The organism is Phormidium sp. FACHB-1136 (assembly GCF_014697375.1).
In the GTDB taxonomy this organism is placed as follows: domain Bacteria; phylum Cyanobacteriota; class Cyanobacteriia; order Phormidesmidales; family Phormidesmidaceae; genus Nodosilinea.
This window is the reverse complement of sequence record NZ_JACJRS010000011.1, coordinates 14,824-28,545: the sequence shown is the minus strand read 5'-3', so window position 1 is coordinate 28,545 and position 13,722 is coordinate 14,824. Positions and strand designations below refer to the sequence as shown.

General features: G+C 53.1%; 20 protein-coding genes. 19 read left to right on the top strand and 1 reads right to left on the bottom strand.

Going from position 1 to position 13,722, the window contains the following annotated elements; translation table 11 throughout:
- Positions 1-3 precede the first annotated feature (3 nt).
- The 17 genes from H6G62_RS05360 to H6G62_RS05280 all read left to right on the top strand — a co-directional run bounded on the left by H6G62_RS05360 (position 4) and on the right by H6G62_RS05280 (position 12,475).
- Positions 4-285 carry a UPF0175 family protein gene (locus H6G62_RS05360; RefSeq protein WP_242051839.1) on the top strand — a complete coding sequence of 94 codons (282 nt, stop codon included), beginning with the start codon at positions 4-6 and terminating at the stop codon, positions 283-285.
- A gap of 436 nt (positions 286-721) precedes the next feature.
- The gene (locus H6G62_RS05355; RefSeq protein WP_190493088.1) at positions 722-1,024 is read left to right on the top strand and encodes a hypothetical protein; all 303 of its coding nucleotides are present in this window, start codon (positions 722-724) and stop codon (positions 1,022-1,024) included.
- Between the two features lie 183 nt (positions 1,025-1,207).
- A complete protein-coding gene (locus H6G62_RS05350) occupies positions 1,208-1,801 on the top strand; it encodes a hypothetical protein (protein WP_190493087.1) in 594 nt (197 codons plus the stop codon).
- Positions 1,791-1,979, top strand: a complete 189-nt coding sequence (locus H6G62_RS05345; protein ID WP_190493086.1) for a hypothetical protein — start codon at positions 1,791-1,793, stop codon at positions 1,977-1,979. Before H6G62_RS05350 ends, H6G62_RS05345 begins: the two co-directional genes overlap by 11 nt.
- Positions 1,980-2,695: 716 nt before the next feature.
- On the top strand, positions 2,696-4,168 hold the full coding sequence (locus H6G62_RS05340; RefSeq protein ID WP_190493085.1) for a hypothetical protein: 1,473 nt from the start codon (positions 2,696-2,698) through the stop codon (positions 4,166-4,168).
- A 1,326-nt stretch (positions 4,169-5,494) separates the two neighbouring features.
- Positions 5,495-6,016: a hypothetical protein gene (locus H6G62_RS05335; protein ID WP_190493084.1), complete on the top strand. Its 522-nt coding sequence runs from the start codon at positions 5,495-5,497 to the stop codon at positions 6,014-6,016.
- Positions 6,017-6,101: 85 nt separating this feature from the next.
- On the top strand, positions 6,102-6,575 hold the full coding sequence (locus H6G62_RS05330; protein WP_190493083.1) for a hypothetical protein: 474 nt from the start codon (positions 6,102-6,104) through the stop codon (positions 6,573-6,575).
- A gap of 90 nt (positions 6,576-6,665) precedes the next feature.
- The gene (locus tag H6G62_RS05325; protein ID WP_190493082.1) at positions 6,666-6,935 is read left to right on the top strand and encodes a hypothetical protein; all 270 of its coding nucleotides are present in this window, start codon (positions 6,666-6,668) and stop codon (positions 6,933-6,935) included.
- Between the two features lie 83 nt (positions 6,936-7,018).
- Positions 7,019-7,933, top strand: coding sequence for a zincin-like metallopeptidase domain-containing protein (locus tag H6G62_RS05320; RefSeq protein ID WP_190493081.1), 915 nt, complete (start codon positions 7,019-7,021; stop codon positions 7,931-7,933).
- 100 nt (positions 7,934-8,033) lie between these two features.
- On the top strand, positions 8,034-8,306 hold the full coding sequence (locus H6G62_RS05315) for a hypothetical protein (RefSeq protein WP_190493080.1): 273 nt from the start codon (positions 8,034-8,036) through the stop codon (positions 8,304-8,306).
- Between the two features lie 64 nt (positions 8,307-8,370).
- A complete protein-coding gene (locus tag H6G62_RS05310; protein ID WP_190493079.1) occupies positions 8,371-8,811 on the top strand; it encodes a hypothetical protein in 441 nt (146 codons plus the stop codon).
- An 84-nt stretch (positions 8,812-8,895) separates the two neighbouring features.
- A complete protein-coding gene (locus tag H6G62_RS05305) occupies positions 8,896-9,129 on the top strand; it encodes a helix-turn-helix transcriptional regulator (protein ID WP_190493078.1) in 234 nt (77 codons plus the stop codon).
- Between the two features lie 102 nt (positions 9,130-9,231).
- Positions 9,232-9,882, top strand: a complete 651-nt coding sequence (locus H6G62_RS05300; RefSeq protein ID WP_190493077.1) for a hypothetical protein — start codon at positions 9,232-9,234, stop codon at positions 9,880-9,882.
- Between the two features lie 65 nt (positions 9,883-9,947).
- Positions 9,948-10,334: a hypothetical protein gene (locus tag H6G62_RS05295; RefSeq protein ID WP_190493076.1), complete on the top strand. Its 387-nt coding sequence runs from the start codon at positions 9,948-9,950 to the stop codon at positions 10,332-10,334.
- A 59-nt stretch (positions 10,335-10,393) separates the two neighbouring features.
- Positions 10,394-10,582 (top strand): hypothetical protein, encoded by a 189-nt coding sequence (locus H6G62_RS05290; RefSeq protein ID WP_190493075.1) that lies wholly within the window; start codon positions 10,394-10,396, stop codon positions 10,580-10,582.
- 31 nt (positions 10,583-10,613) lie between these two features.
- The gene (locus H6G62_RS05285) at positions 10,614-12,080 is read left to right on the top strand and encodes an ATP-dependent helicase (RefSeq protein ID WP_190493074.1); all 1,467 of its coding nucleotides are present in this window, start codon (positions 10,614-10,616) and stop codon (positions 12,078-12,080) included.
- Positions 12,081-12,190: 110 nt separating this feature from the next.
- Positions 12,191-12,475, top strand: a complete 285-nt coding sequence (locus tag H6G62_RS05280; protein ID WP_190493073.1) for a hypothetical protein — start codon at positions 12,191-12,193, stop codon at positions 12,473-12,475.
- Between the two features lie 213 nt (positions 12,476-12,688).
- Here H6G62_RS05280 and H6G62_RS05275 read toward each other — a convergent pair whose 3' ends face one another.
- Positions 12,689-13,015, bottom strand: a complete 327-nt coding sequence (locus tag H6G62_RS05275; RefSeq protein WP_190493072.1) for a helix-turn-helix transcriptional regulator — start codon at positions 13,013-13,015, stop codon at positions 12,689-12,691.
- Between the two features lie 186 nt (positions 13,016-13,201).
- On the opposite strand from H6G62_RS05275, the gene H6G62_RS05270 reads away from it, so the two are divergent.
- On the top strand, positions 13,202-13,354 hold the full coding sequence (locus H6G62_RS05270) for a toxin-antitoxin system HicB family antitoxin (protein ID WP_190493071.1): 153 nt from the start codon (positions 13,202-13,204) through the stop codon (positions 13,352-13,354).
- Positions 13,355-13,510: 156 nt separating this feature from the next.
- On the top strand, positions 13,511-13,702 hold the full coding sequence (locus H6G62_RS05265) for a hypothetical protein (protein ID WP_190493070.1): 192 nt from the start codon (positions 13,511-13,513) through the stop codon (positions 13,700-13,702).
- Positions 13,703-13,722 lie beyond the last annotated feature (20 nt).

Here is a 13,722-nt window from a genome sequence, read left to right as displayed (position 1 = left end):
AAGTTGTCTCCATCCCCTACCCCAATGAGTAAGCTCACCTTAGAAATTTCCAGCGACCTAGCCGAAGCCTTACGTTTGCCTGAGGATGAGCGCCTGCCTCGGCTTCAGCGAGAACTTGCGATTCGCCTTTACCAAAAAGGTCTACTATCCTTTGGCAAAGCCCGTGAATTGGCGGCTCTCAGCAAGTGGGAGTTCCATGAACTGCTGAGTCAGGAAGGGATTGAACGCAGCTATGACGAGGAAGAACTAGAGGACGATCTTGCGACCCTGGAGGCTTTGGGTTGAAAGCGGTTCCTTGTCGGAGCCTGGGTCGGTTTCTCAATTTCCTTGATGTGTAGGCTTTCAGGTCGTTACCTACGATATGCCCGATAAAGCTATCTATGAAACCTTACAAGGTATTCGTGAGGGTGCAGACTTTGGTGATTCTGTTCGGAATGTACTTGAATTTGGCTTGTTTGATAACTTCTAGAAGTCATCGTGATTGGTGTCGGTTGATAATTCGGTGTAGAGCTTCCCTGTGGAGGCGAACTACTCTGTAAGCCAACCAACGCAGGCTTTTCTATGATACGCGCTGAGGATCGGCGCAAGGGTCGGGGCCATGCTGCGGCAGATAAGGTGCTTCGCCGATTTTTGTTTTGTCTGCCTTGCCCTTGCGCCTACTCTTGGGAGTAACTTTCCTTCTGGAGCGCGTGATTAAAGCCTGTTGCGTTTGGTTTTTGTCATGCTTCATGTTCCGTTTGAGTTCGTTCAGGGTTTGGCGGCTGAGTTCGGTGCGGTTGAGTGCGCCTGGAGGGAGTCGGAACGCTCGTTCACAGGTTTCGTGGCTGAGGTGTGGTTCGCTGAGTTGCCTTCGGGCTTTGCGGCTCGTTGGGCTTCTGTCGTGGGCTACTTTGTGCTGGTGCGCTCGGTGTCTTCGGGGCCGGGGCGCTTTGCGGTGTCGGTTCCTTGTTCGGTTCCTTGTGGCCAGGTCGTTCTGGTCGGTGGGGTTCGTGGTGGCCGGGTTCGCTGTCGGCTCGTGGCTTAGTTTCTCTGGGGCTTCGGCCCCTTTTTTTGTGCGTTGGTTGATGAGCTTTCATGCTCTCGGGGAGCGAAAACAATGTTCTAAGTCGATATCCAGCCATAAGACACTAAGTAAATGCACTGAAGATAAAATGTATTAATTAATGTAGGCTTGCTTCTAAGTGTAATGTTTTGAAGTGTAATTCCAATGCTTAAGCTATTTCCTCTAGGAAGCTGCACATTCCTCTTATCTTTAGTCTTGGTTAACTTCAATTTCATTAGTTTTGCTTCAGACTTATCTCGTCTGAATAATCTGACTGAAAGTCATGCAGTCTCTTTATCTTCAAATTCTCATGTAAGCAACGGAATTACAGGTTTAGAGTCCATGGGTACCGTTTTGGCTGATGATGAGTCTGATGCTTGCGAAAATGCCATTACTGAAACAATTTTCCGAGTTAATATCCTTGAAAATATTGAGGTTGCTGATATCAAGATTTGGGGGCTAGAGGAATATCGCAATCCACCCGCAGGCAAAACGATCCTCTTCGTGATTGTTATGCAAGGAACAGGGGTTGATAATATGTTTAACTCTCCTGTGCTGATGAGAAGTATCGCAACCAGTATTTTGGGAGCCTGTGATGAAGTCGGTATCGTTGACTTCAGCATTTATCAAACAGGACATTCAGACCGAATCGGGTGGTCAAGTAATGGCCCCATTGTCTTTTCCTGTCTTAACGTTGAAGAATGGATTAGACAAGGCCATGGGCTTATCAACTGGGGGCAGCAGGTCTGTGGAATCTAATGAGCGGTGGCTTCTCCCTGGAGGCAACACGGGCCGCGCCCCGAACCGCGCCGCCCTTACCCTACGCCAAGTTATCCTCCAAGACCCCAACCCCACACCCCGCCGAGGGGTCAGGCTATCAACCCTATCTGAGGTCTGCACCTGCTCTCTGCAAGGCATCCTGGACACCGTGGCCTAGCCTGCCCCCTCCGCGCCCTCCGTGGCCAGCTTCCTGGTGGTGGTGGGCTGTTCTGTGTCGGGCTTGTCTCTGGCTCGTGGGACGCAAGCGGCACACATCGCCCCCACTGGGGTTATCGGTGGGTGGCAAAGACCCCGGCCTACGGTCTGTGGTGTACCGCCAGGGCGGGCCGCTGCGCCGTGCCCGACATTAGACTTAGACGGGCCGATCCAACGGGTCAGTCCTATAGAACAGCCCACTCATCAGCCAAATGACTTAGATGGTGATCTACCCGGTGATTCTGGGCATCCTATCTCTAGTGGCCGCAGATGCACCCTTGAAATCGCTAGCCCTTGGTTTGCCATTGACCAGGGGCTTTGTTTTGGTATGAAGAAGCTTATTCTATGGCTGTCATAATGAGGAATATAGACACGATGAAGTCTGATTTTGATGTCGCCTAATGATGATATTCCTATTATTTAGGCTAGTTATTTCTCTATGTATTCCTTCTATTAAGAGCTGAAAAACTTATTTGAAAAGGGTTTCAATAGCAAAGCGATTTAGGTTTATAAAGATCAGCAATTATTTCGGTGATAGAGTATAAAAACTGAGGGATCAATCTTTCGGCTTTTGAAATTTTGGCCAGCCTTAATCTTTACTTATTTACTTCTTAATGTGCTTAATCATTGCATCCGGTATGGTTAACTCTATGTCCTTAATGAATATCAGTCACCGCAATGGAGCAGAATTCCCGTAACCTGAAATGCCTTTTGATGTCAGCATTGAGGTTCATGCAGCCGATTAACCCTAAAGCATTGTTCATCTTGGCGTTGGTTGGTCTTCCCTTTGGGATCGGAGTACCTAGGGTGAGCGCAGAGAACGCCCCTATAAGGGGAGAAGTATTGTTTACCCTAACGGGTTTAGCCGGAGCAGAGATGCTGGCTGTCTCGAACGATGGTCAGCACGCCCTGGTCGTTGGCGGAGAGACCGTTACGCTGGTGTCCATTGGAGAGGATAAACTAACGGTCAAAGGCACCTGGGTTTTAACGGAGGCGTTTCTACCCACAGGTTCTACGGCGGCTGAACTAACGGGGGTCGCCATTAGCCCAGACGGTGATTTTGCCCTTGTCGGGGTGAGAGATGTCGATGAGGCCAATTCTGCGACGTTTTCTGAGGTTCCAGGGAAGGTTGTAGCGCTTGCCCTACCAACCCTTGCCCCCCTTGGCCAAGTCACCGTAGGTCGTGGCCCAGACTCCGTAGCCATTGCTCCGAATGGACAATTTGCCGTCGTCGCCAATGAAGACGAAGAAAACGAGGAAGACCTACTAAATCCTGAGAATCGTCCTGGTACGATTTCGATGATTGACCTTCGCCATGGTGCCCATCGGATGAGTCAGGTAGAGATACCGATTCCGGCTGAGAACATCCCTTTCTTTCCCCATGATCCACAGCCTGAGACCGTTCGGGTTGCAGAAGATAGCTCTTTCGTCGTAGCGACCCTTCAAGAGAACAATGCGGTGGCTCGTATTGACATTCCATCGCCACTGCCTCGCACCCTAACGCCCGACCTGTTTGCAGTGCAAACGTTTGATCTGGGCCTTCGGACAGGGTTGGGACTCACCCAAGATAGAGTAGGCACAGGGAACTGTCGTTCTAGTCTCTATGACCTGTCCCTAAGGCAAGAATTTACCTCGGCCCGTGAGCCAGATGGTATTGCGATCACTCCAGATGGGCGTTTCTTTGTCACTGCCGACGAGGATAACCTGACTAGCGTGAACAGCCAGTCTTATGAAGGCGTGGAGATCAGTCCCCATGGATCTCGAAGCATCAGTGTCTTTGATGCCAATACCGGAGAGTTACTGGGTGATAGTGGTAATTCCATTGAGGACAGCATCCTCGCACTAGGCTTACCCCAACGATGCAATAGTAAAGGCCCAGAGCCAGAGGTTGTTGCGGTGGGTGTCATCAATGGCCGCACCCTTGCGTTTGTCGCCATTGAGCGTTCAGATGCGATGACCATCCATGACATCTCTGATCCGACCAACATTCAATTACTCGATACCGTTATCCTGAATCCTGATGTGGTCGGATCGGATCAAGCCGCTGGATTTGAGCCAGAGGGAATTGAATTTATCCCTGCAACTAACCAGGTGGTTGTATCTAGTCCAGAAGGCGGCGCTATGAGCTTAGTTCAGGTAAAGATCCCTTAGCGACCATCAACCTGCGGAATATCAAAGATCGCAACTATTAACTGACGTTCCAATCATTTTAGCCCTTGGTTTGCCACTGACCAGGGGCTTTGCTTTGGCACGAAGAAACCCCCCACGCCATCGCTGAGGTGAGGGGAGAGTCGTTAGAAGTTTCTGGGTTGAGTGTTCCCTGGCTGAGGGGAAAGATCACAGGAGTAAGCTATTTGCTGTAGGACACCCCAGACTGGGACGACCGTGCCCCCCTTGAGTTTTCCTTGGCAACGATCCGGCTGTAGGGGCCACCGTCGTCCCAGGGGGAGAGCGCCGCCTCCTAGCGTCTGCCGCGCTGTTCCACGCCAACTTATCCCATGCGGTGAAACATCACTTGGAACCACACCCCAGAGAGGATAAGGTTGCCCTTCGGGCTTTTATTGCCCCCTAACCGCTTGGGGCGTGTGCGGGGAGGTTGCCGCCCCACAGCCCCGGCACCCCAGGCATCGGAAGACCGATGCCCCTCAATCCACCCCCCGGATACCAACACCCAGGCTGAAGCAAAACCCAGGCAGAAACCTGCAAGCGTTGGGGGGTTATCTGCTTGGCCCGATAATTTATCGGGGGGCGGGGGGTCGCAAAACCGAAAGGCTGTCTGCTGTGTCCAGTGGCCCCCGGCAGGGGGCATTGAAAACGAACCAAGGCGTCAAACGACAAGGCTTTCTTCAGTGCAAAGCGAAGAAGCTGTCTTTGGGAGAAGTTTTCAACACCCCCCGCCACCCCGCCCCCAAGGGAAGTCTTTTGTTTTTAGAGGGAGAGGGAGTAAGACCTCCTCCGCCCCCGCCCACCCGCCCCAGAAGAAACAAAACAGGAGAAGAAGGTCGGCCCGCGCAGCGGCCCCCCGGCCCCCGGCGCTGCCCTCGGTGGTTGCGGCCCCGGCCCCCGGCTGGTGGTGTGTCCCCCCTGCCATCCTTCCGGTAGGGTGTCCCCCTCGTAGCGGTTCCGGTCGGTGGTGGTGGGTTGGGCATCCCGCCCCGTGGCCTTTGGGGTGGGTGGGTTGCCGTTCCTCTCAGGCTTGCGTCTGCTGCCGTTGCTCTGCTGCTGCCTCCCTTGCGCCCCTGGGTGGCTCTCGCATTTACTCCGGTCGGTTTCCGCCTGTTAGGTGGCTTGGCTAGCCTTGCGCCTACTTTGGGTCTGCCCTTCCCTGCCGGGTTTCCGGTTCCCCGCTAGCGGTTCCCCTAGTGTGGTGGCCTTCGCGCTGGTGTCGCCCCCTTGCCTGTTCTTATTATAATCTAAAAATAGATGAATTAGCATCTAAAAATAGATTAAAATACAGAAAGTTTTTCAGGTGGTTTTATGTCTGCTGCTGCTTTGGTCGCTGGTTTCCCTTGTGTGGGTTTTTCGGGTTCCCGCGCCCCTGCTGCTGCTTCCCTGTCGGCCCTGGCTGGGCTGGTTCCCGCTGTGGCCCCCGGTGCTGCTGTGGTGGTGGGTTGCGCCCCTGGCATCGATCAGGCCGCTCGTCAGGCTTTCCCCGGTGCTCAGGTGTTCCAGGCGTCCAGATTTGGGTCTGGGCGGGGTTCCTTTGCCGCCCGTTCTGTGGCCTGCGTTCGGTCTGTAGCGGCCTCTGGAGGCTTGTGGGTGTCGTTCCCCGGTTCCCCTTGCCCCGCTGGTTTGCGGCCCTCTGGGCGGTCGCCTGTGGCCTTCTCTGGGCTGGGTTCTGGCACCTGGGCATCGTTGGCTTTTGCCCTGGGTTCTGGGGTTCCCTGTCTGGTGTTCCTGCCCTCTGGTGTCCCCGCCCCGGCTGGTTGGGGTCTGGTGCCTCTGGGTGGTGGATGGTTCCACGCCGCCCCCGCCATTGTTCAGCCCAGCTTATTCTAATGGTTCATTTGTATTAAATCCTCTTAAGTCATCTAAAATTAGATGATAAATAATCTATAATTAGATGAGTTGAGAGGATTTAGCCATGGTCACAGCATTTAACCTTCTGTTTTCCGCCGCCGCCGTCCGCCGTCTGTTGGGTCTGAAGTCATCGGCCCAAGTGGAGATCCGCGAGTTCTTCAAAGTCATTTGGGTATGGGTGAAGGGCAAGCGCCCCACCTTTATCAGCAAGCGCGTGTTTCTAAATCACTTTGTTGATTTTCGGAAAGCCAGCAGCAAAGGCATGAAGGTTACGGAGCGCCTAGATATGGCGAATCACTACACCGTCCGCAACCTGCGAAAAGATACGTTCTATGTCGTTGAAGTCCGCCGGGAAGGTGTCTTTTGCACCTGCGATGACTTAAACAATCAGCTTGAGTTTTTTGGCCGAGGATGTTGCAAACACGGTTACGCCGTTTTAGCCCAGCTTGGCTTTAGTTCGCTACGAGATTACATCCAAGCTAAAACCATTATTCCTTTCCCAAATGTGGCAGAAAGGCCAGCCCTTTACGCCGCTTAATGTTGCGCCCTGGACATGGCCTAAAACTGCCCTCTGTGACGACCACACAGGTTTATTTCCCCCAGAACGAAGAGAAAGATTATGTATTTTATGACCCTGACCAAAGACGACCGCCAAGCGATTGATTGGATTGGAGATCGCTACAGCCACGGTAGCGACCTCAAGAAGATTCTAGAAAGCGAAGAAGTCAAGACTAGCCCCGATGCAGATTGGGAAAGCGATCTAGATATCACCTATCACCTACCCGAGTACAAAGCTTGGGAGCTTAAAGAGATCGTCGAAGAAGGCAATCTAGATTGCATCAATCTAGGCAGCAACCTAGCCCAGCAGTTAACCCAGTTGATTCTATCCATCGTCTAGTCTAGCCGCCCTAGGCAAGGCGCTAAAAGGCCCACTGTGACGACCACACAGTTATTCACCCAGAACGAAGAAGGATAACGATCATGGCTAAAAAAGCCCAAGCTACAGACAAGTTTCAGCTATTGACCGATAAGATTTTGACCCTGATGGAAGCCGGGAAGACCCCATGGGTGAAGCCTTGGCATTCTACCCCCTACGCCAACGCGATCACCGGGCATCAATACCGAGGGATGAACCCCTTGATTGCAACAGTTGATGTCATGCTGAACGACTACCAAAGCACGTTGTTTGTTGGGTTTAGTCAGGCCAAGGCGTTGAACTGGAAGATCATCAAAGGCAGCAAGGCCACCTGTCTAGTCTGGGGTGGACGAGCTTCTAAAGAGGTCACGGACGAAGCCACCGGAGAAGTTAGCAAGCAATTCTTCAATGCTTTTAAGTGGTTGAGTGTATTCAATCTGGATTGCATCGACGACAGCGAAGCCGACACCAAGAAGGAACATTATCTCTCTAAATTCCGCAAGGGTGGCAGCAACACAGAACCCCGCCTAAATATGGCTGAGAAATTTATTACCGCCCAAAAAGCAAAGGTCAGGTTTGGCGGTGATATGGCTTGTTATTCATCCAGCCAAGACAAGATTCAAATGCCCAACTATGACGACTTTACCAGCGCTGAAGCCTACTATTCTACCTTTGCCCATGAACTAAGCCACTGGACAGGCCACAGCACCCGCCTAGACCGCAAGTTGGGCAATAAGTTTGGTTCCCAAGCCTACGCCTTTGAAGAGTTGATCGCAGAGTTAAGCGCCGCCTTTATCTGCAATGAGTTGGCCATGACCAGCCAGCTTGAAAACCACGCTAGTTATCTATCGAATTGGATTGAAATTCTCAAGTCCGACAAGAAGGCATTTCTACAGGCCGCAAGCCAAGCCCAGAAGGCTTCTAAATACCTGCTGAGTAATGCCGGAATGTTGGCCGAGGACGAAGCCCTAGCCGCCTAGTTAGCCGCCCTGGGCAAGGCGTTAAAAGGCCCACAAAAAAACTGCCCAGCGACCAAGCAAGGCAGAAGCTAATCCCCAGAACGAAGTAGAGGATCTACCCATGATTGTACGCGAACCCTTAGAGATGGCTTACCAACGCGACCAGGCCCAGCGCGAGAGCGCCGAAGACCAACAGGCCGAGGCTTGGGACTTGGATTCCCTAGCCCTAGAGGAAGTGGTGAAGCGTTGGGGCATCAAGACTGTCCTTCACGAAATTGCAGAGATCCACGAACGGATCAGCAAAGACGGCTCAAAGGTGCAGTGGAGCGTTCCTAGCCGCGCCTATCTGTCTGGTCACTACGACGACCCCAACCCTTGCGACTGCGAATTTTAGACCCCCATGGCCAGGGCAGAGCCGATCTGCCCACCCGTTACTTTTAGCTGAAGGATGCGAACCCATGGACTGTTTATTTTGCGAAGCCAGCGGAACGGTGCCCACCACCGACCCTAATGCCATTGATGACCTGGAGGATTGCTACCACTGCAAAGGCACTGCCCAGCTTTCCCTATCGGATCTGCTGTTGCCCCTACCAGGGAAGATCCATCGCTTGTCTAAGGCCGTGCTACGAAATGAAACCCGCCTACACCAGGCCCAGGCCAAACTAGACGCCGCCACCGCTGAGATTGAGCGCACCATTGCCGAGGATAGCGCCCTCAAGAACGACCAGCAGCGCAAGGCTAGGCGGTCTGAATTGATGCAGGGTGACGCCTACCAAGAGGCCCAGCAACGGCTACAGAAGGCCCAGGAGGACTATCAAACCCTCAAGGTTGACCGCCAGCTTGCGATGAATCAGCTTGAGGTCGCCAAGCTCATGGTTCAGGCCCAGCTAGCGGCCTAAACCGCCGCCCTGGGGTATGGCCTAAAACTACCCCATCCATGACGACCACACGATCAATATCTAAAGTCTGAGCAGGTATTACCCATGAAATTAGGACAAGCATTGATCTTAATAAGAACCGCAAAAGAACTGAATCAGGAAGATCTAGCGGCAGCTTTAAGCGTCAGTAAATCTCATATCTGCGAGGTTGAAAAGGAGAAGAAGAATCCTTCTCTGGACTTTTTGAAAAGCTATGCCGATCTCCTGAAAGTCCCTGTATCTTCTATCTTTCGACTTGCTGAACGTCTTGCTGTCGAGCCACTGTTTTTCCTGGACTAGCTGACTTTCTAACCCCTGTGACCTGTGGTGGAAGTCCCTAAAAGCCGCCCCCGTGACGACCACACGGGCTTTATCCATCCAGAACGAAGAAGGACAACGATCATGACGAATGCTCTATCTGACATCTTTGGTAGTAAGCCCACTGATGCTATCTACTTGCCCGATGCCCCCTACGCCGTCCGGTTCAACTGTCAATCTGGACAGTTGGCCCTAAGTGAGGCTGATTTTCTGGGCAATGAAGCTGAAATCTCAGTAATCAAGGTGTCCCGTTACTTTGGGAGTTTGGGCAAAGCTCGCAATGTGGCTTGGATGCAGTTGTTCTATATCCCCGCCCCCGGTTGTGAAGTATTGCCGTCGAATACGGTCTGTGTGAGCTACATCAAAACCCGTTCTCTGAGTGCCCTACAGCAGACTGTGACCCGCCTAGTGGGTGAAGGGGTGAACCCCGCCGAGGGCATCTTTAAGGTGAGCTTCCAGCGCCATATCAACGGGGATCGTAACTATGCCTCAGTCAAATTTGATTGGCGTGAGCGTAAGGGCAAAGAAGAGCAGGAACAACTCAAGCAGATTGTTGAGTTTGTGGAATCTAAGCCCCAGTTGCTTGACTTGGACGGCACCCGCGAAATGATGTGTGTCGATGGTTTGCCGTCCCTGCTGGTGCAACAGATGGTAGACACGGCCAAGCTGGAGCCTGAACTGACTCCCCACCAGGTCTTGCAGTCTCTCCAAAATCCTCAACTGCCCTCTGCATAACGACTTCTAGTTACCGCCCTGGCCTTCCAGGGCACCCCTATTAACCTTTCTTGGAGACATCAATCATGTACGACGTTCACACCACGGCCAACGGCGATACCCTTCTGATTTGCTGCATGACCGATGACCACTTGATGAATACGATCCGCGTATTGGCTAGCAAGATCCAGGTTGCGGTTGAGGTGTTGACCAATCCCCAACTGGACGATCCACTGATCGCCGTTTTTCAGCCCAAATTTAGCAAAGCATCCATGCAAGACCGGGCCAAGGAAAGCCTTGAATTGTTCCATGAACGACTACAGCCCTACGTGATGGAAGCGGCCCTGAGGGGTTTGGAAATTACGCCCCTACTGCAAGGCACCTATGGCCGCAGCGCCAGTGTGCCCATGCGCTCACCACGAGTCCTTGAAGCGCATCTTGATGTAGAGATCGATGCGATCTTTCCCTGCTAAGTAGCCTTGACTCCTAGCCCCTGCCTACAGGGGCATTCCCCCACATCTCCCCCAGAACAATGACCCACTACACCATCCACATTGAGCTAGACGACCACCTACGACAGACCCCGATCACCCCCGCCGATATTAGGGAAATCTTGGGGGTGCTGGGCTACTCCAAGCCCGTGATCGTCACCGCTCAGATCCAAGTTTTCCAGGCCCAGGCCATTGTCCACTGGACGAACGAGACAGACCTTGCCGCCTAACTTTATTCCCTCTATCTCCCCCAGAACGACCATGTTTAACCCCTCCAATTATCAGACTGCCATCTTTGACTTTGTGACCAGCGGCGCTGGTGATGCCGTGGTGGATGCCGTCCCTGGCAGCGGCAAGACGACCACCTGTGTTGAGGCATCGAAGCGCCTGGAGTCCCGCAACGCTCTGTTTTGCGCCTTCAATCGGCACATTGCCGACGAGCTAAAGACCAAGCTCCAAGGGATGAGGGCACAGACCATTCATTCCCTGGGACTATCGGCCCTATCCTCCATCGGACGGCCCAATGTGGAAGGCCGCAAGTATAGCCAACTGATCCGCCAATACCTAACCGACCATGGTGTGACCGACTATGAAACCGCCCAGAAGGCCAGCGCCCGGATTAAAGCCCTGCTGAATGTGGTGCAGCTCACCTTGACCGAAGCCGACAACCAGGACGGCCTAGACGCCCTAGCGGCCCGATTCGACCTTGACCGCAAGGACTGGGACTTTACCTGCAAGGCCATCGCCCCGATTTTGTACCAGGGCATCGACCAGGCCCGACAGGTGATCGACTACAACGACATGGTGTGGTTGCCCTATGTGATGGGACTAGCGCCCAGGGCCGCGCAGTGGGTGTTTGTGGACGAGGCCCAGGACTTGAATAAGGCCCAGCTTGAGCTAGTGCTGAAGGCCCGCGCCAACGGTGGACGAATGTTGTTTGTGGGCGATAAACGACAGGCCATCTACGGCTTTACGGGAGCCGACACCCAGAGTATCGCCAACATCACCCAACGCACCCAGGCCCAGGTGTTACCGTTGTCGATCTGCTACCGTTGCCCCACCTCACACATTGCGTTAGCCAACGAAGTCTATCCCGGTATCGAGGCCCGACCAGGGGCACCCCAGGGCACTGTGAGGGACATCGACGAGGAAGACATCATTCAGCACGTCCACGACGGTGATCTGATTGTTTGCCGCACCAACGCCCCCCTAGTGGCCGTTTGCTTTAGCCTGATCCGCGCAGGGATTCCGGCCCGGATTCGCGGGACAGACATCGGCAAAAACTTGATCAGTATCCTTCACCAGATTGAAGAGATGCAGGGGTTCCAGATGAGCCGCCTAGAGGTCTACTTGCAGAAGTATGTGGCAGAGCAGCGGGAACTACGGCAGGGCATGGAGCCAGATGATCTAGAGATGGCCATGGCTAATGTCAAAGACCGAGTAGCAACCATCCTTGCGATCTACCAGGCTACCCGGCCCCACACGATAGCTGACCTAGGGCGAGAGATTGCCATGATCTTCAGTGACCAACGGGCGAAGGTATGGTTATCCAGTGTTCACAAGGCTAAAGGGCTGGAGGCCAATCATGTCGTGGTGCTACATCCTCACCTGATGCCCCATCCCAATGCTACGAAGCCCTGGGAGAAGGAGCAGGAGATGAACCTGAAGTACGTGGCCCTGACCCGCGCCAAACACGCCCTCACCTTTGCCCATGGGGATGAAGACTAATCTATTTTTAGTTTAATGTTGGCCCCAAGTCATAGCCTGTGGCTTGGGACAACGGCAACGATAGACTAGACCTAAGCTAAAATTAGCGTTCCTATCATCTATTGCTAGTTGTGACTCCCCAATCTTCCGACGCATTCCTAGAGGCCATCAAAGCCCGTGCCATTGAGCTATGGGGCGAGGATAAATGGTTCAAGGAACTGCTGAGCGCCTACGTCAGGCTGGAGAACCAATCCCTTCCTGAAGACAAGCAACTCACCAACAACAACCGCCGCAGCCAACTGTTGCGCGTCTTTGAAACCGGAGGCTGTCGGCTCGATACGGCCCTGATACTGGTGGCCGCTGTGGGTCACAAACTCCAAATGGTGAAGGTGGTCAAGGAAGCCATCGACTTCTAGCCCCAATTCCCCTGACTCACCAGCCCCTACCGCCCTCCGTAGGGGCTTTTCTATTGGAGCCAGCGATTTACTACGCCGAATGATTGAGCACTAAGCCTAATGACCGATCTAACCCACATAAGTTAGAAAAGTCAGTAAAAAGACGGATCAGCCCGTGCGTATTTCTCTATAGACTCAAAAATCTAATCGCTTAATAAATCTATAGCTCAATAGCTATAAATCTTTTTGCCTCAGTTGATCCGCCAAGGTATTCAGCAACTCTATGAGCTGTGCCCTTGTCATGATTTTGACCCGTTCTTCGAGGGGATAATCAGAGCCGCAAGCTCTACCGTACAACTCAGCGAGTAATTCCTCTGGCAATTGTCCTCGCAAGGTTGCCAGTTTAGCCAAGTTTTCTAGGGTGGGGATATTTTGTCCCCGCTCCCAACCCACCACCGTTGCTTGCGAAACGTCTAGTTTCGTCCCGAAGTCGCGCTGGTTCATATCGCCACGAGCTTGCGTGACGATCCGGGCCAACCGTTGACGGAAATCCTCATCCAAGGGGGAACCTCAGCAAAGCGTGATGGGTACAGAGACAGCATCAAGCCCATGCTGGCTTGCAGACTCACTTTGTAACTAGGTTAACAGATCATCACAGTTCCCTCGATAGCCGCCGCTCACATGATTACTTGATTTGCTATATTTGATTAATCAATCAATCATTTGATTTTGAGGGGTTGGCTAATCATGGACGACAAGAGTGAGCGACAGAACTTTACGATTCGGATGAACCCAAAGCTGAAGCAGAAAGCCCACCAAGTGGCCATTGAGGAGGGGATCAGCCTCAGTGACTTGCTCGAGGTAGCCGTTCGGGCCTATCTGAATCTTGAGGTGGCCTAATGCTGGCAGACCTATTGCGGCGCACGGCTGCACGGTACCAGGAGGCTCGACGGTTAGTGCTGGCGGAACATCCCGATGTGTCTAAAGCAGATTTTGAAAAGCTGGTGGCGGAAACCGTTCAGCTTTTGGCCAACCAGGACGTGCATCTAAACGACGATGACCCAGAACAACCCAGCATCAGCCCAAAGGCAGCAGCAACACATCGCCGCCGACAGCCTACACCAGGCCGCAGAAGCCCTACGCCGTGAAGATGACCAGACCGCTGTTGACCACATCGAACGGGCCAAACAACTGCTGGAGGAGTCGGAGAGCATCCGCCTGGACTTAGCCGCGACCTCCGCTGATTAGTGGCCAAAAAAAACGCCTCT